Consider the following 17,662-nt stretch of genomic DNA (forward strand, 5'->3'; position numbering starts at 1 on the left):
GATCTTGATCCACAGGTATTGACGATTGCTCGCCCCAGAAGAACCGGGAGTGTGAGGCGCAGTAGCCATAGCCGGCCCAGCCGGCCAGGTTCGAGCGCTGCACGGTTGGGCGCGACATCCCGCACGGCACCGGTGTGGAGTCAACGATCCAGTGGTTGTCGAACCAAAAGTCGCTGTCGGTGGCCAGCTCCCGGATCATCTGCTTGACCAGGGGCAATGCCGCGCGCAGGCGTTTGTTGTAGCCCGACTGCTGCGGCAGGTACGGGAACATGCCGGACAGGTGCGTGCGGGCGAAGCGCAGCCAGCGGGCCTCGGAGTGGTGACCGAGCAGCGCCTGGGCCACCGCTAGGCAGACGAGCTCGGAGTCGCTGAGCAGCGGCGGCCTGCCCATCGATCGGCTTCCTCCGATCTTGTCGTCGATCTTCACATATAGTGCGGTCAAGAGGGTGTTCAGGTCTTGCGTCACAACATGATCTTGAACGCCCTCTCTTCATGCCCGGTCACCGGCCCCAGACATCGGACTTACTCGTCGAGGGCCGGCAGGCGGCGAGGCGTCTCCTTCGAGATCTCTCGGAAGAGCGCGTGGACCGGGAACGCGGTGGTCGCCGTCGTGGTCATACACCCGTGCCATCCGGCCGGACGGCTGCCGTACCGGCGGTTGTCGGCCGTCTCGGCGGGCCGGGGGCCCGGCCGGTGTGCCGGGCGCGCTGTTCGATCTGACGATGTATGTCGGTGAGTGCGGGGCGGGTACGCCATACGAGCACGGGGCCACCGCCGAAGCGATGACCCCGTGGGGACGAGCGTGTCAGGCGGGGTTCGAGACCGCCGAACCGATGGTGTGGACGCGCAGCGCGTTGGTGGAGCCGGCCGTCCCGGGAGGGGATCCGGCGACGATGACGACCTTGTCGCCCTTCTCGAAGCGGGAGTTGGCCAGCAGCGAGGCCTCGACCTGGCGGACCATGTCGTCGGTGTGGTGGACGAACGGCACCTCGAAGGTCTCCACGCCCCAGATCAGCGCGAGCTGGTTGCGGATCTCGGGGGCGGAGGTGAAGGCCAGCAGCGGGATCGGCGAGCGATAGCGGGCCAGGCGGCGGGCGGTCTCACCGGACATGGTGAACGCCACCAGCGCCTTGGCGCCGACGATGGCGCCGACCTCGGCCGCGGCACGGGCGATGGCGCCGCCGGTGGTCTCCGGCAGCCGGTCGAGGCTGTGGGTGGCCTGCAGCGAGGTCTTCTCCGCGGTCGTGGCGATGCGGCTCATCGTCTCGACGGCCGCGATCGGGTAGTTGCCGACCGAGGTCTCACCGGAGAGCATGACCGCGTCGGCGCCGTCCATGACGGAGTAGGCGACGTCGGAGGCCTCCGCGCGGGTGGGGCGCGGGGCGGTGATCATCGATTCGAGCATCTGGGTGGCGACGATGACCGGGCGGGCCTTCTCGCGGCACAGCTCGATGGCGCGCCTCTGCACGATGGGCACCTCTTCGAGGGGCAGCTCGACGCCGAGGTCGCCGCGGGCGACCATGATGCCGTCGAAGGCCTCGACGATCGCCGGGAGCCGCTCGACGGCCTGCGGCTTCTCGATCTTGGCGAGCAGCGGGAGGCGGATGCCCTCCTGCTCCATGATGTTGCGCACCACGTCGGCGTCGGAGGGACGGCGGACGAAGGAGAGGGCGATCATGTCGCAGCCGGTGCGCAGGGCCCAGCGCAGGTCGGTCTCGTCCTTGTCGGTGAGGACCGGGGCGCTGACGTTGACGCCCGGCAGGTTGATGCCCTTGTTGTCGGAGATCATTCCGCCGACGAGCACGCGGGTGGTGACGCGCTGGCCGTCGACGCCGGTCACCTCCAGGTGGACGCGGCCGTCGTCGACGAGGATGCTGTCGCCGGGGCTGACGTCCTTGGGGAGGCCGAGGTAGGTCGTGGAGACCTGCTCACGGTTGCCGGGAAGGTCTTCGGTGGTGATGACGAAGACGTCGCCGAAGCCGAGGCGGACGGGCCCCTCCTCGAATCTACCGACCCGGATCTTGGGGCCCTGTAGGTCGGCGAGCACGCCTACGCCACGACCGAGCTCGGCGGCAGCCTCCCTCACCCTGTCGTAAACCTCCTTGTGCAGCTCATGGCTGCCATGGCTGAGGTTGAAACGGGCCACGTCCATACCCGCCACGATGAGTTCGCGGAGGCGTTCGGGAGAGGAGGTGGCGGGGCCGAGGGTGCAGACGATTTTCGCGCGACGAGTCACGGATCCCACCCTAATTGGTACAGACCACTGGGTTGTGACGTTAGTCATGACGGCGATAAAAAACTGGGTTACATAAAGCTACCCCTGGTGAACGGGAGGTGGCCGATCGGTTCCGGCCTTCCGACGGGGATGCGGGCGGCGTCTCCACAGGTGACCGAGCCAGGAGACGAGCACGAGGATCACCACGCCGAGGCGTACCAGGTTCGTGTGCTCCTCGGGATAGACGATCCCCTCGATGTAGTGGTCGATGAACCCGCCGGGGGGCAGCCCCCGCTCTCCCGCGTTGCGCCTGCCCCAGTCTTCCGCGACGGTCAGGGGGCATTCGACGCCGGTCACGACGGAGGTGAGCCCCCATGCCGCGACGGCCAGGTGTGCCCAGATCAGGCGCGGCCACCGCCAGGCGAGGAACCCGCCGACGGCCATGAAGACCAGGAAGAGGAAGTGCACCACCATCGCGGCTTCCCCGATGAGGCGATAGCCCATGACACGACCGTAGATCCTGACCGGGGCCTCTGTCGCCCGTTCTCCGGGCGGTACTTCGCGGGCCGGTCCGGGCGGTGGCGGGTAAGGGTGATTTTGGCGTATCCAGACTCGGGCGTGACCTGCGAGGCCCCCTGTCTCCGCCGCCGGCGCGATCGTCCGGCCGTCGCCCCACCCGGGCCGCCGTCCCCCGCCACCGAACCGGCTGTGTCACTGAGCCGGCTGTGTCACTGAGCCGGCGGGCCGCTGCCGCCGATCGCCGGGCCGGCGATCGCCGGGCCGCCGGCCGCCCGGGGCCGGGCGGCCGGTCACGGAGCGCTCAGCTGACCGGCTTCCCGCCGGAGGGCTTGTCGGCCTTCGCCGACGGGTTGCGGATCGCGACCTTGGACGCCGCGTAGGCGTCGGCGATGCCGCGGCCGTAGAAGCCGTTGTCCGCCTTGGAACCGTTGCAGACCTGGGCGATCTCCTGGCCCTCGAGGTGGTAGACGTACTTGCGCGGCGAGGGGCAGGCTTCCTTCTTGGCCGTGGAGTAGAGCAGGCGCTGGACCTCGTCGGGAGACATGGTGACGCCGCCCTTGCCGGGCTTGCCGAAGCGGCTGATCAGGATGGCCGCGACGCCGGTGGCGTGCGGGGCGGCCATGGAGGTGCCGGCGAGATACTGGTAGTAGGCGCAGGTGCCGTTCGCGCAGTCGCGGACGACCGAGGGGCTCAGCGGCTCGCCGCTCGCGGAGAGCAGCCCCTGGCCGCGGAGGACGCGCTCGGGCGCCGCGGCCAGGACGGTCCTGGTGACGTCGGCCTTATTGCCGCCGTCGTACTCGTCGCCGCCGGGCGCCGCCAGGTCGGTCTGCTCGGTGCCGTAGTCGGAGTAGTAGGCCTTGCGCTTGGTCGGGCCGACCGCCGACACCGAGATGACGCCCTTGGATTCGGCGGGGACGTTGAGACAGGAGTTGTCGATCTTACGGACGCGCTCGGTGTCGGACGGGTAGTCGGGGCTGGTCGCGTCGGACGTGGGCCTGCCGAGGTCGGTGGAGCCGTTGCCGAGGGCGCTGATCAGGGTGACGCCCCGCTTGCGGGCGTAGTCGAGGGCGCGCTGCATGCCGGTGATGACGCCGCGCTGTTCGAGTTGCTCGGCCTTGGAGTCGGCGGGGTTGGACGCGCAGTTGAACAACCACGGGTCGACGTAGTAGCTCATGTTGACCACGTCGATGCCGACGTCGGCGGCGTAGGTGAGCGCGTCGAGGCTGGGCTTGAGGAAGAACAGGCCGGAGTCCTGACCGGCGCGCAGGTTCACCAGGGACACCCCCGGGGCGACCCCGGCGACGCCCAGGCCGTTGACGGGCGAGCCGATGGTGCTGGCCACGTGGGTGCCGTGGCCGTCGTCGTCCCAGTCGGCCGGGTCCTTGCAGCCGGGGAACTCGCAGGGGCCGTCGAGGGTTTTCCCGTTGGGATCGTTGGGACGGTCGGTCACGAAGTTGCGGCTCAGCGACTGGTTGAAGTTGGGGGCGATGTCGGGGTGCTGCCCGTCCACGCCGGTGTCGATGATGCCGACCAGCACCTTCTTGCTGCCGGGGGCGGTGGCGTAGGAGCCTTCGGCGGTGGCGCCGATCATCTTCATGTCCCACTGCCGCCCGGCCAGCGGCTCCGCGCCCGAGGACAGCTTGACCCCCGGGATGTCCGACGCGCTCCCCCTGGCCGGGGCGGCCACGGCGTCCGAGGCGGCGAACCCGATCTCACGGTCGGAGGAGACGCCCGCGACGGCGGCGCTGGCCGCCAGGCTCTCGATGAAGCGGGAGCCCGGGCCTCTGGCCACGATGTATCCCAGTTTGGCCTCGGTGGACAACGCGGTGCCGCCGTCTTTCCCGATCGCGGCGAGCGCCCGGTCCTTCGCACCGTCGGCGTAGAAGACCAGATAGTCGCGGGTCTGCCCGGTGGTGGCCGTGGCCCCGCCTGTCAGGGTGCCGGCGGTGAGGGTTGCCGCCAGAGCGATCATTGTCGCCGCGCCCGTAAGGCGTCTGGTCCCGCGATTCATCAATCCTCCGCACCTGGGCCGACCAAGGGAAACCACCGTTAAGGCATGCGACCGGCCAAATAATCCGCCCGCCGGTACCGCCCCCATCACCGTACGGCAGGAAAAGCGATACCGGTGTTGCCGGTACGGCATGCATGCCGTACCGGCAACACCGGCGATGTCGTCAGACCAGGGGCCGGGCCGTCGGTGGGATCGCGACCGGCAGGGCCGTCTGACCGGTGAGGTAGCGGTCGGCGGCCGAGGCTGCGGAGCGGCCCTCGGCGATCGCCCACACGATCAGCGACTGGCCGCGGCCGATGTCACCGGCGACGAACACGCCGTCCACGGAGGACATGTAGCCCCTGTCGCGGGCGACGTTGCCCCTGGCGTCGAAGAACTCGTCTCCGGCGTCCTGGGCCAGCTCCCGCAGCAGGCCGTTCTTCTCCGGGCCGACGAAGCCCATCGACAGGGCGACCAGCTCGGCCGGGATCTCCCGCTCGGTTCCGGGAATCGGCGCGAACCCCGCTCCGGGGCCCTCCACCTCGACCAGGCGAAGCGCCCGGACATTGCCCTCGGCGTCGCCGACGAACTCGGTGGTGGAGACCGCATAGACCCGGTCGCCGCCGCCCTCGGCCAGTTCCTCGTGAGCGCTCTCCATCTTGAACAGCATGGGGAACGTGGGCCACGGCTGGCTGCCGGGGCGCTCCTCCGGGGGACGGGGCATGATCTCCAGCTGGGTGATCGACGCGGCGCCCTGGCGGATCGCGGTGCCGATGCAGTCGGCCCCGGTGTCGCCGCCGCCGATCACGACGACGTGCTTGCCCTCGGCGCTGATCGGGGAGACGGTGTAGTCGCCCTCCTGGACCTTGTTGGACGGGGGGAGGTACTCCATCGCCTGGTAGATGCCCGCCAGGTCTCGTCCGGTGACGGGCAGGTCGCGCCACTGGGTGGCTCCGCCCGCCAGGACGATCGCGTCGTACTCCTCGCGGAGCCGGGCCGCGGTGATGTCGACGCCGACGTTGACGCCGGTGCGGAACTCGGTGCCCTCGGCCCGCATCTGCGCGAGCCTCCGGTCGATGTGCCGCTTCTCCATCTTGAACTCGGGGATGCCGTAGCGGAGCAGACCGCCGATCCGGTCGGCGCGCTCGAACACCACCACGTCGTGCCCGGCCCGGGTGAGCTGCTGGGCGGCGGCCAGGCCGGCGGGGCCCGAGCCGACGACCGCGACCTTCTTGCCGGTCTTCGAGGCCGGGGGCCGGGGGGTGACCCAGCCCTCGGCGAAGGCCCGGTCGATGATCTCGACCTCGACCCGCTTGATCGCGACCGGGTCGGAGTTGATGCCGAGCACGCACGCCGCCTCGCACGGAGCCGGGCACAGGCGGCCGGTGAACTCCGGGAAGTTGTTGGTGGCGTGCAGGCGCTCGATGGCCTCCTGCCAGTCGTCGCGGTAGACCAGGTCATTCCATTCGGGGATGAGGTTCCCGAGCGGGCAGCCGTTGTGACAGAACGGGATGCCGCAGTCCATGCAGCGTGCGGCCTGCTTGGTCAGTTCCGGCTTGGGGAAGTCCTGGTAGACCTCCCGCCAGTCGCGGATGCGGACGTCCACCGGGCGGCGGGCCGGCAGCTCGCGTTCGTGAGTGAGGAAACCCTTAGGGTCAGCCATCGTCGTACCCCCCTAATCCTGAGCAGTCTGGTGAGCGCGGCCGGTGGCGGCCTGGATCGGTGTCGGTGTCGTTCGCGGACGGCCGGGATCGCCGATACGCGGCGGCATGGGCGTCATCCCTGGACCGCCGCGGCCATGACGGCCTCGTCGATGTCGCGGCCTTCGAGCCGGGCGGATTCGGCGGCCTTCAGGACCCGCTTGTAGTCCGTCGGCATGATCTTGCTGAAGCGAGACGGATCCCAGTCGGCGAGAAGCGCCTTGGCCACCGTGGAGCCGGTCTCCGTCATGTGCGCCTCGACGATCTCCCGCAGCGCCTCGGATTCGGCCTCGGTCAGCGTCTCGATCTCCACCATCTCGCGGTTGACCCGTTCGAGGTTGAGGTCGAGCAGGTAGGCGAGGCCGCCGGACATGCCCGCCGCGAAGTTGCGTCCGGTCGGGCCGAGGACGACGACCTTGCCGCCCGTCATGTACTCGCAGCCGTGGTCGCCGACGCCCTCGACGACCGCGGTGGCGCCGGAGTTGCGGACGCAGAACCGCTCTCCCATGACGCCCCTGACGAACGCCTCACCGGAGGTCGCGCCGTACAGGCCGACGTTCCCGGCGATGATGTGACCTTCCAGCGGGGCCTCGTCGTGCGGCTGGACCGTGATCCGGCCGCCTGACAGGCCCTTGCCGAGATAGTCGTTGGCGTCGCCGGTCAGCCGTAGCGTGATGCCCTTCGGCACGAAGGCGCCGAAGGAGTTGCCCGCCGAGCCGGTGAAGCGGATGTCGATGGTGTTGTCGGGCAGGCCCTCGCCGCCGTACCGCTTGGTGACCTCGTGCCCGAGCATCGCGCCGACCGTGCGGTTGACGTTGCGGATGGGCAGGTCGAGCGTGACCCGGCGGCCGTTCTTGAGCGCGCCCTCCGCGAGCTGGATCAGGGTGTGGTCCAGTGCCTTGGCCAGACCGTGGTCCTGGCCTTGGACACGGCGGAACGCGGCGCCCTCGGGCAGTTCCGGCTGGTGCAGGATCGGCGCCAGGTCCAGGCCGCCGGCCTTCCAGTACTGCTCGGCCGAGGTGGTGTCCAGCATCTCGGCGTGGCCGACGGCCTCGTCGAGGCTGCGGAAGCCCAGCGCGGCGAGGTGCTCGCGGATCTCCTCGGCGACGAACTCGAAGAAGGTGACCACGAACTCGGGCTTGCCGGTGAACCGCTTGCGCAGTTCGGGGTTCTGGGTGGCGACGCCGACCGGGCAGGTGTCCAGATGGCACACGCGCATCATCACGCAGCCGGAGACGACCAGCGGGGCGGTGGCGAAGCCGTACTCCTCCGCGCCGAGCAGCGCGGCGACGACCACGTCCCTGCCGGTCTTGAGCTGGCCGTCCACCTGCACGGTGATCCGGTCGCGCAGGCCGTTGAGCAGCAGCGTCTGCTGGGTCTCGGCCAGGCCGAGCTCCCAGGGTGCTCCCGCGTGCTTGAGCGAGGTCAGCGGGGAGGCGCCGGTGCCTCCGTCGTGGCCGGAGATGAGCACGACGTCCGCGTGGGCCTTGGACACGCCCGCCGCGACCGTGCCGACGCCGACCTCGGCCACGAGCTTGACGTGCACCCGGGCGGCGGGGTTGGAGTTCTTGAGGTCGTGGATGAGCTGGGCGAGGTCCTCGATGGAGTAGATGTCGTGGTGCGGCGGCGGCGAGATGAGGCCGACGCCGGGGGTGGAGTGCCTGGTCTTGGCGATCCACGGGTAGACCTTGTGGCCGGGCAGCTGGCCGCCCTCACCGGGCTTGGCGCCCTGGGCCATCTTGATCTGCAGGTCGTCGGCGTTGACGAGATACTCCGAGGTCACGCCGAAGCGGCCGGAGGCCACCTGCTTGACGGCGGAGCGCCGGGCGGGGTCGTTGAGCCGCTCGGAGTCCTCGCCGCCCTCGCCGGTGTTGGACTTGCCGCCCAGCTGGTTCATCGCGATGGCGAGGGTCTCGTGCGCCTCCATCGAGATGGAGCCGTAGGACATCGCGCCGGTGGAGAACCGCTTGACGATCTCGCTGACCGGCTCGACCTCGTCGATGGGGACCGGCTCGCGGACGCCTTCCTTGAATGTGAACAGGCCGCGCAGCGTCATCAGCCTCTCGGCCTGGGAGTCCACCAGGCTGGTGTACTCCTTGAAGACCTCGTAGCGGCGTGAGCGGGTGGCGTGCTGCAGCTTGAAGACGGTCTCGGGGTTGAACAGGTGCGGCTCGCCCTCGCGGCGCCACTGGTACTCGCCGCCGACGTCCAGGCGGCGGTGGGCGTTCTCGGCCCGCGGGTAGGCCCGCTGGTGGCGGAGCGCGACCTCCTGGGCGAGGATGTCGAAGCCGACGCCGCCCAGGCGGGAGGTCGTCCCGGCGAAGCAGCGGTCGATGACGTCCTGGCCGAGGCCGAGCGCCTCGAAGATCTGCGCGCCGGTGTAGGAGGCGACCGTGGACACGCCCATCTTGGACATGACCTTCAGCACGCCCTTGCCGTACGCCTTGATGAGGTTGCGCACGGCCTTGTGCCTGTCGATCGCCAGGACGCCGGAGGTGACCATGTCCTCGACGGTCTCGATGGCGAGGTAGGGGTTGATCGCGGCCGCGCCGTACCCGACGAGGAGCGCCATGTGGTGCGCCTCGCGGGCCTCGCCGGTCTCGATGACCAGGCCGACCCTGGTGCGGGTCTTCTCGGCGATCAGGTGGTGGTGGACCGCGCCGGTGAGCATCAGCGACGGGATCGGCGCCAGGACGTCGGAGGAGCCCCGATCGGAGAGCACGAGGACCCGCGCCCCGCCCCTGATCGCCTCGGAGGCCTCGGCGCAGATCTCCTCGATGCGGTGGAGCAGTGCCTCGCCGCCGCCCCTGACCTCGTACAGGCCGGAGATCACATGCGGGTGGAAGCCGGGCAGCGCGCCCTCGTCGTTGATGTGGATGATCTTCGCGAGCTCGTCGTTGTCGATCACCGGGTAGGGCAGCACGAGCTGGCGGCAGGAGACCGGCCCCGGGTCGAGCAGGTTTCCCTCGGGGCCGAGGGTGCTGGCCAGGGAGGTGACGAGCTCCTCGCGGATGGCGTCCAGCGGCGGGTTGGTGACCTGCGCGAACAGCTGGGTGAAGTAGTCGAACAGGAGCCGGGGCTTCTCGCTGAGCACCGCGACGGGACTGTCGGTGCCCATCGAGCCGATCGGCTCGGCGCCCACCTTGGCCATCGGCGACAGGATGATGCGCAGCTCCTCCTCGGTGTAGCCGAAGGTCTGCTGGCGCTTGATCAGCGCCTCGTGGGTCGGGATCTCGTGCGCGCGGGCGGGCAGTTCCTCGAAGCGGACCAGCCCGGCGTGCAGCCAGTCGGCGTAGGGCAGCTCGGCGGCCAGCTCGGCCTTGATCTCGTCATCTTCGATGATCTTGCCGAGTTCGGTGTCGATCAGGAACATCTTGCCGGGCTGCAGGCGGCCCTTGCGGACCACGTTCTCCGGCGCGATGTCGAGCACGCCCGCCTCGGAGGCCAGCACGACCAGGCCGTCCGCGGTGACCCAGAAGCGGCCGGGGCGCAGCCCGTTACGGTCGAGGACCGCGCCGACCAGGGTGCCGTCGGAGAAGGTGATCGAGGCCGGGCCGTCCCAGGCCTCCATGAGCGTGGAGTGGAACTCGTAGAACGCCCGCCGCGCGGGGTCCATCTCGGTGTGGCCCTCCCACGCCTCGGGGATCATCATCAGCACGGCGTGCGGCAGCTTGCGCCCGGCGAGGTGGAGAAGCTCCAGCGTCTCGTCGAAGGAGGCGGTGTCGGAACCGCTCGGGTCGCAGATCGGGAAGAGCCGCGACAGGTCGCCCGGGATGTTGGCGGTTTCCAGCATCGCCTCGCGGGCGCGCATCCAGTTGCGGTTGCCCTTGACGGTGTTGATCTCGCCGTTGTGGGCGATGAAGCGGTACGGGTGCGCCAGCGGCCAGGAGGGGAAGGTGTTGGTGGAGAAGCGCGAGTGGACCAGTGAGATCGCGGTCTCATAGCGCTCGTCGCTCAGGTCGGGGAAGAACGCCTCGACCTGCAGCGGGGTGAGCATGCCCTTGTAGACGATCGTCCGGGAGCTCAGCGAGGGGAAGTAGACGTCCACCTCGTGCTCGGCGCGCTTGCGCAGGCAGAAGGCCAGCCGGTCGAGTTCGAGGCCGCTCTCGCCGTTCGGGGAGGTCACGAACAACTGCCGGAAGAACGGCATCACCGCGCGGGCGCTGGGGCCGGGAAGCGTCTCCTCGATCGGGACGTCGCGCCAGCCGAGGACCGTCAGGCCCTCCTCGGCGGCGATCTCCTCGATCATCCGCACGCCGGTCTCGCGGGCCTCGGGGTCGCTGGGCAGGAAGGCCATGCCGACCGCGTAGGCGCCCGCCGGGGGCAGAGGAAGGTCCACCACCGCGCGGAGGAAGGTGTCGGGGATCTGCGTCAGGATCCCGGCTCCGTCGCCGGTGTCCGGTTCGCTTCCCTGGGCCCCTCGATGATCGAGATTGCACAGCGCGGTCAAGGCCTTCGCGACGATGTCGTGACTACGGCGTCCGGCGACATCCGCGACCATGGCGACACCGCAGGCGTCATGCTCGTGCGAGGGGTGGTACAGGCCCTGAGGCTCGGGAAAGCCGAGGTGGGCAGCAGGCATTGAATCCCTCCCGTCGTCTTGCTTCTTTGGAACAAGCAAAGGGACGACGTTGGCCCTGCTGCGTGGTGGGTAGACATTACCGTACCCTGCCGGAAACCTGCCTACCCGGTCCGAATCGCACGAATTTAGTGCGGGTTCGCCCCAGCTCATTGAACGCCGCAGCGTGGTGAGGCATTCCGGATAGGGGCTTTAGGGTGGCCCAATGGAACCGAGTGGCCCGATGGACCCGTTGACGGCGCTCGTCGCGCGCGCGGGAGTGGACGGCAGGCGACTGCGAAACGCGCTGGCGGCGCTGGGCGACGGACGCTGGTGGACACTGGCGGATCTGGTCCGGGAGACCGCGACGTCGCGGCGGACCGTCGAGGCCCTGCTGCGCGAGGTCGAACTGGAGCGGTCCGGCGACCGGTTCCGGCTCCCCGCGCCCCCGGCGGACCTCACGGGCCCAGCCGGTCTCACGGGTCCCGCCGGTCTCACTGTGAGCAGGGCCGTACCGGCCGATCCGGTGGCGCACCTGCTCCCGGACCACGCCGACCTGGTCGCGCGGATGGACGAGCTGATCGCCAAGGCGCCTCGCGGCCGCCACACGCTGGATCACGTGGCCGCGACCGGCGACACCGTGGTCAGGCGGGCGCTGCTGCTGGACGTCCGGTTCTGGCTGGACGGCGCCCGGCTGCTGTGCGTGGGCGACCACGACCTGACCTCGCTGGCGACCGCGATGCTGCGTCCCGGGGTCGAGGTGACCGTCGTGGACCTCGACGAGCGCATCCTCGCCTACATCGCCGAACAGGCCGACCGGCTCGGGCTCGACGTACGGACCCGCTGGGCCGACCTCCGCCTCGGCCTTCCCGCGTCGGCCCGGGCCTGGGCCGACCTGGCGATCACCGACCCTCCCTACACTCCGGAGGGCGTCGGGCTGTTCGTCGCCCGCGGCGTGGAGGGGCTCCGCGACCGCGAGCAGGGCAGGATCCTGCTGGCCTACGGCGCGAGTGAGCGCACCCCGGCCCTCGCCCTCAAGGTGCAGAACGCCCTGTCCCAGCTCAACCTCGTCAACGAGGCGATCTATCCCGATTTCAACCGCTATCTCGGCGCGGAGGCCATCGGCTCGGCCGCCGACCTCTACGTCCTGCGTCCCACCACCAAGACCTGGCCCGCGGCCGCCGCCCGTGTCGACGGCTACGGCCCCGCCATCTACACCCAGGGCCCGCAGTCGGTGGAGTCCACCGGCTCCGGCCCCGCCGGCCCCTCTGAGTCCGCGCCGGCCTCCTCCCTCGGTGAGTTCACCCCCGAGGTGCTGGTCGGCGAGTGGCCGGGGGACGTGTTCCCCAAGGCCCCCAGGGCGCGTCTGACGACCTGGCTCGCCAAGCCGTACGCCAGCGACCCCTCCCGGGTGGCGATGGCCGTCCCCGCCGGGCTGGAGGCGGCGCTCCCCCGGCTCCTGCTGGCCACCCGCGCCCAGGACGTCAGGGTCACGCTGGCCGCGCCGCCCAAGGACCTGCCCGCCGACCCGCTCTCCACCGTCTACGAGCTCACCGCCGACGGATGCGCCGTCCACGCCGTACGGCTGCCGCCTCCCACCACGGACATGGGGCGGATCCTGCGCCGCATCCTGGACAACGCCCACGGCAAGCTCGCCAACACCTGGCGCGAGGCCCTCATCAGGGCCAGGGGCGATCTGACCAAGAAGCAGGCCCGGGCGATCGTCACCGCCGTCGCCCCCTGGGCCGACGACGTCACCGTCCTCGAACTGCCCGCCCACCGCCTCCAGGAGCTCCCCGCCGCGGTGGCGAGCTCGCTGACCGTGCCGTGTGAGACCTGACGGAGCCGCCGGCCGTACCGGGCGGGACGGTGGAACCGCGTTCCCTCAGAGCAGCAGCCGCCGCTGAACGGCCAGGCTGGGGCTGTCCACCGCCACCTGCGAGTAGGTCAGGTCCACCCGCTCTCCGGCCGCCGCCGGGCCGACCCAGCTCAGGGTGACGTAGTGCCCCAGGGCGCGCGCCTGGGCCCAGCTGTGGGCGCCGTCGAAACCGGCGGGCGTTCCGGGGGCGAGCCGGACGAAACCGCCGCTCTTGAAGGCGGTCACGAGCTTGTCGGCGGCGACGGAGTCGGCCAGGTTGAAGATGAGGAACTGCCCGGAGATCCTGCCGTCCGGGGTCGCGTAGTGGGCCCGCAGCACCTGGGTGCACCCGGCGACCGCCTCTTCGGCGCTTCCCCACACCGCCTGGGCGCAGTCGGTCAGTGTCTCGGTTCCCTTGACCGTGAGCGTGACCTCGCCCGCGGTCACCGACCCGCTGGGGAAGATCTCGGCGACGGTCAGCGGCTCGGGGTCGAGGGCCCGGGTGGCGATGGGGTCGTAGTGGGCCGAGGTCGGCTCGCCGCGGAAGACGGCGGCGCGCGGCTCGGGCGCGCCGCCCCGCAACCACAGGAACGCCGCCGCCCCGGCGACCACGACCAGCACGACGGCGGCGATCCACTTTCGCATGACAGACGACCCTACTGGGACAGGCGGTGCGGTGGGGGCCTAGGGGGCCGGAACCGCCTCGGGATCGGCCGCGACGACCCGGCGGAACACCGCCTTCTCCGCGCCCCTGACCGTCAGTCCCAGGGAGAGGAAGTCGTCCTTGGGACCCGGATCGGCGCCGTCCGCGCGGCCGAACCAGACCAGGCCCGCGTAGTGGCCCATGGCGTGACCGCTGCCCTCGGTGTGGCCGCCGACGGGGAAGGGGGCCTTGTCCGCCTCCAGGATCTGGGTCCAGCCGCCCCGGTGCAGGGTGGTCAGTTCCTGGACGAGCGCGTCGGCGGAGGCGGTGTCACGCAGGTTGAGCAGGGTGTACTGGGCGACGTAGCGGCCGTCGGCGCTGGCGTAGACGCCCCGGGCGGCCTGGGTGCACCCTCCCTGGGCGAGCAGGTCCACCAGCTCCTGGCCCCAGACGGCCGCCGCGCAGTCGGCGTCGAGATGGGTGCCGGCCAGCTGCAGCGTGATCCCGTCTCCCTTGAGGGTCTTCTCGGCGAAGACGTCCTTCAACGTCAGGGGCTTGGGGTCGTCCTCGCTCCGCGCGATCGGCGCGAACAGCTTGGGCGAGACCCAGCCCTTGTAGGTGTCGGGCCGGGGCTGGCCGCCGATGGCCGAGCTGGTGGCCTGTTCGGGAACGTAGCCGTTGCCGATCGCGCCGACCGCCAGGATGAACCCGAATGTGGCGACCAGCACACCGGCCACCGACCCGGCGACCACCACCAGCCGCTGCTGGAACCGGCTCAGACCCCACTCGTCGAGCAGGGGGATGCTCCAGGGCTCCGACCTGGACCTGGACCTGGACCTGGCCTTGGGTTTGGCCGGGACCGGCGCCGGGGCCGGGGCCGAGCCACGGCGGCGCTTGCGTGTGGACGTGCTCATCGGTCAGCTCCCTCCCAGGAGGTTGCCCAGAGTGAAGGTCAGGCCGGCCGCGATCACACCGACGACGAGCTGGCGCAGCCCGCTGTACCACCAGCTTCGCGCGGTCACCCGGGAGACCAGCGCGCCCGCGCCGAACAGGGCCACGCAGGAGACCACCGCCGAGGTCACCAGGCCGGTGACCCCCAGCAGGTACGGCAGGAGCGGCAGGAGCGCGCCCACGCTGAAGGCCAGGAACGAGGAGAGCGCGGCGGTCTTCGGCGAGGGCAGGTCTTCGAGGGTGACACCGAGCTCGGCGCTGGCATGTGCCTCCAGCGCCTTCACCGGGTCCAGAGAGATCTGCCTGGCCACCTCGGCCGCCACGACGGGATCGACGCCGCGGCCCTCGTAGAACTTGGCCAGTTCCTCCTGCTCCGCCTCGGGGTGGCGCTCGATCTCGCTCCGCTCGACGTCGATCTCGGCCAGGGCGAGCTCCCGCTGGCTGGCCACCGAGACGTACTCGCCGCCGGCCATGGAGAACGAGCCGGCCGCCAGGCCGGCCACCCCGGCCAGCACGATGACCCTGGTGCTGGTCGTGCCGCCGGCGACCCCCGCGATCAGGGCGAAGTTCGAGACGAGCCCGTCCATCGCGCCGAACACCGACGGCCGCAGCCAGCCGCCGTTGACATCACGATGCTCGTGATGGATCTCGGCTCGGCCCCCGGGGCTCATCGCCGCTCTTTCTCTCCTCCGGACACGGCGTCGGCCGTGACGTCTTCCTGGAGAGCGCCGTCCTTCGCGGGCACGGTGCTCTCCTTCGCCGGCGCGTCGTCCTCCGCCGGTTCGGTCACGACGACGCTCTGAGGCGTGCCTTCGGGCTCATTGGCGAGGACGTCGTGCGTTCCGGCGTCCTCGTCGGCGGGACCGGGCTCGTCGGCCTGGTCGGACGGATGCGCCGGGTCGACGGAGTTCGCGGCGCCCGGCGCGCTCGCGATCGTCTCCGGCCCCTCGTCTCTCGCCGTCCCCTCGCCGTCCTCGGGCGTGTCGGCCTGGTCGGACGGGTGCGCCGGGTCGGCGGCGGAACCCTCGATGTCCGGCGAGCCCAGGGTGGGCTCCGGCGTCGCGCCGACCGGCTCGTCGTTGGTCTTGTTCCTGGCGTACCAGAAGTAGATCATCGCGCCGATGAACACGACGATCGAGGTCCACTGGTTGAGCCGCAGGCCGAGGATGTGGTGGGCGGTGTCCACCCGCAGTCCCTCGATCCAGAACCGGCCCACGGTGTAGCCGGCGAGGTAGAGCGCGAACACCCGGCCGTGGCGCAGGGCGAACTTGCGCCCGATCCAGATCAGGGCCAGGCCCAGCGCCAGGTCCCAGAGCGATTCGTACAGGAACGTGGGGTGGTAGGTGTCCACGCCCGGCACCGTGCCCGGCCTGTCGGGGTCGATCTCCAGGCCCCACGGCAGGTCGGTGGGCCTGCCGAACAGCTCCTGGTTGAAGTAGTTGCCCCAGCGGCCGATGGCCTGGGCGATCACGATGCCGGGAGCGATGGTGTCGGCCACCGCGCTCAGGGAGATTCCCCGGTTGCGGCAGCCGAACCACACGCCCAGGGCGCCGAGCGCGACGGCGCCCCAGATGCCCAGACCGCCGTTCCAGACGTACAGCGCCTCGATCGGCTCATTGGGTGCGTTGGGACCGAAGTAGAGTTGCCAGTCGGTGATGACGTGGTAAAGACGACCACCGACCAGGCCGAACGGCACGGCCCAGACGGCGAGGTCCACGATCGTGCCGGGCTCACCGCCCCGGGCGCGCCAACGGCGCTCACCGATGACGACCGCGACGATGACGCCGAGCACGATGCACAGTGCGTAGGCCCGGAGCGGGACCACACCGAAGAGATGCCAGACCCCCTGGGAGGGGCTGGGAATCGAGGCGAGGGGCATGTCAGGTGACGTTACCGTGTTCGCAGACTACTTGGCGGCATCCAGCACGGCCTCTCGCAGCGAGGCCGGTTTGAAGGCCACATCTTCTCCCAGTTCGGTGCCGTTGAGTTTCAGTGTCGGGGTGCCCTTGAGGTTCTGGGTATCCAGGATCTTGGTGCTGTACGCGGCGTGATCGGCTGCCTTTTCCTGGCCGGTGACGCATTTCTCGAAGTCCGGGGCGGTGACCCCTGCCTCCTTGCCCCAGGCGACCAGATCGTCGATCTTGAAACCTTCCGCGGTCTCCGAAGGCTGTCCCTTGAACAGCCTGTCGTGGAATTTTATCCACGGGGTCCCGCCGGGGACGCAGCGGATCGCCGCCCCTGCCCGGACGGAGTTGCCACGCGTGACGGTCGCGGTGAAGATCGTGATCGGGTGGTAGACCACCTTGGCCTTGCCCTCGGCCGCCAGATTCTTGATCGTGGCGCCGGTGGTCTCCTCCAGCCCCTTGCACGCCGGGCACTGGAAGTCTTCGAAGACGTCCAGGACCGGCTTCTCCACGCCCGCCTTGGCCATGACGAAGGAGCCGTCCGCGGCCGCGGTGATCGGCGCGATCGCCGTGGTGGCCTGCTCGGACTCGCTGCCCTTGGCCGCGACCCACCAGCCGGCCCCCACCGCGGCCAGTGCGACCACCGCCGCCGCCGTGATGGTTACCACGCGCCTCACCCGCTCCTTCTGCCGCTGCTCCTCGCGCTGTGCCTTGACGCGGTCACGCGTCGACTGATCCCGCGCGGCCTTGCCCATCAGTGGTTCTCCTTTTCATGGGACTCCTCTCCGCCGCCCTCGATGTCGTCGTATGGTTCCTGCCCGGGGACCAGCCCCAGCGCGGAGTCGAGCGCGAACCGCCCTGGTGCGAACCAGGCGATGAGCGCGCCGAGCACGAAGAAGCCGAAGTCCCGCACGATGTCGAAGAGATAGTTGGGCTCCACTCCCGCTTTGAGCGGACCTCCGCCGCCGAAGCAGCCGCAGTCGATCCGCAGCCCGCGGGCCCACGCCGAGGCGATGCCGATGACGAAGGCCAGCATGAGCAGTGCCGCGACGATGCCCGCGACCCGAGTGAGCAGCCCGACAATCAGCAACACCCCTAGGACGATCTCCAGGATGGGCAGGCCGTAGCCGACCACCGTGGCGAGAGAGTATGGAAGTAGTTCGTATGCCTTGACCGCCTGGACAGAAAGCACCGGGGTGCCGATCTTGCCCCAACCAGCGACGATCAGCACACCCGCCAGCAACAGACGCGAGACGGTCGTCACCCAGAGTAGCGTCGAACTCACCGCACGCGACCGAAGAGGCGCGAGCTTATCGGAAGTCAC

General features: G+C 70.2%; 12 protein-coding genes and 1 pseudogene. 1 reads left to right on the plus strand and 12 read right to left on the minus strand.

Annotation, left to right across the window (positions count from 1 at the left end):
* Positions 1-31: 31 nt before the first annotated feature.
* The 6 genes and pseudogenes from J2853_RS20700 to gltB all read right to left on the minus strand — a co-directional run.
* Positions 32-466, minus strand: a pseudogene (locus J2853_RS20700) (transposase family protein); the annotation flags it as partial.
* A gap of 339 nt (positions 467-805) precedes the next feature.
* A complete protein-coding gene (gene pyk, locus J2853_RS20705) occupies positions 806-2,236 on the minus strand; it encodes a pyruvate kinase (RefSeq protein WP_307560355.1) in 1,431 nt (476 codons plus the stop codon).
* Positions 2,237-2,314: 78 nt separating this feature from the next.
* Positions 2,315-2,719: a DUF2784 domain-containing protein gene (locus J2853_RS20710; protein ID WP_307560357.1), complete on the minus strand. Its 405-nt coding sequence runs from the start codon at positions 2,717-2,719 to the stop codon at positions 2,315-2,317.
* A 316-nt stretch (positions 2,720-3,035) separates the two neighbouring features.
* Positions 3,036-4,706 (minus strand): S8 family peptidase, encoded by a 1,671-nt coding sequence (locus tag J2853_RS20715; protein ID WP_307560359.1) that lies wholly within the window; start codon positions 4,704-4,706, stop codon positions 3,036-3,038.
* A gap of 202 nt (positions 4,707-4,908) precedes the next feature.
* Entirely contained in the window at positions 4,909-6,387 is a 1,479-nt protein-coding gene (locus tag J2853_RS20720) for a glutamate synthase subunit beta (protein WP_307560361.1), read from the minus strand.
* Positions 6,388-6,500: 113 nt separating this feature from the next.
* Entirely contained in the window at positions 6,501-11,006 is a 4,506-nt protein-coding gene (gene gltB, locus J2853_RS20725; RefSeq protein ID WP_307560364.1) for a glutamate synthase large subunit, read from the minus strand.
* 202 nt (positions 11,007-11,208) lie between these two features.
* On the opposite strand from gltB, the gene J2853_RS20730 reads away from it, so the two are divergent.
* Positions 11,209-12,822: a bis-aminopropyl spermidine synthase family protein gene (locus tag J2853_RS20730; RefSeq protein WP_307560366.1), complete on the plus strand. Its 1,614-nt coding sequence runs from the start codon at positions 11,209-11,211 to the stop codon at positions 12,820-12,822.
* Positions 12,823-12,867: 45 nt separating this feature from the next.
* Here the strand turns inward: J2853_RS20730 and J2853_RS20735 are convergent, their stop codons facing one another.
* Genes J2853_RS20735 through J2853_RS20760 form a run of 6 tightly spaced genes read right to left on the minus strand, consistent with a single transcriptional unit; the run spans position 12,868 to position 17,602 of the window.
* Positions 12,868-13,485 carry a hypothetical protein gene (locus tag J2853_RS20735; protein WP_307560367.1) on the minus strand — a complete coding sequence of 206 codons (618 nt, stop codon included), beginning with the start codon at positions 13,483-13,485 and terminating at the stop codon, positions 12,868-12,870.
* A gap of 39 nt (positions 13,486-13,524) precedes the next feature.
* Positions 13,525-14,397: a hypothetical protein gene (locus tag J2853_RS20740; protein ID WP_307560369.1), complete on the minus strand. Its 873-nt coding sequence runs from the start codon at positions 14,395-14,397 to the stop codon at positions 13,525-13,527.
* Positions 14,398-14,400: 3 nt separating this feature from the next.
* The gene (locus J2853_RS20745; protein WP_307560371.1) at positions 14,401-15,105 is read right to left on the minus strand and encodes a VIT1/CCC1 transporter family protein; all 705 of its coding nucleotides are present in this window, start codon (positions 15,103-15,105) and stop codon (positions 14,401-14,403) included.
* Entirely contained in the window at positions 15,102-16,313 is a 1,212-nt protein-coding gene (gene lgt / locus J2853_RS20750) for a prolipoprotein diacylglyceryl transferase (RefSeq protein WP_307560373.1), read from the minus strand. Before lgt ends, J2853_RS20745 begins: the two co-directional genes overlap by 4 nt.
* 27 nt (positions 16,314-16,340) lie before the next feature.
* Positions 16,341-17,093 carry a DsbA family protein gene (locus tag J2853_RS20755; protein ID WP_307560375.1) on the minus strand — a complete coding sequence of 251 codons (753 nt, stop codon included), beginning with the start codon at positions 17,091-17,093 and terminating at the stop codon, positions 16,341-16,343.
* Positions 17,093-17,602: a MauE/DoxX family redox-associated membrane protein gene (locus tag J2853_RS20760; RefSeq protein WP_307560376.1), complete on the minus strand. Its 510-nt coding sequence runs from the start codon at positions 17,600-17,602 to the stop codon at positions 17,093-17,095. Before J2853_RS20760 ends, J2853_RS20755 begins: the two co-directional genes overlap by 1 nt.
* Between the last annotated feature and the right edge of the window lie 60 nt (positions 17,603-17,662).

This window comes from Streptosporangium lutulentum (assembly GCF_030811455.1).
Taxonomy (GTDB): Bacteria; Actinomycetota; Actinomycetes; order Streptosporangiales; family Streptosporangiaceae; genus Streptosporangium; species Streptosporangium lutulentum.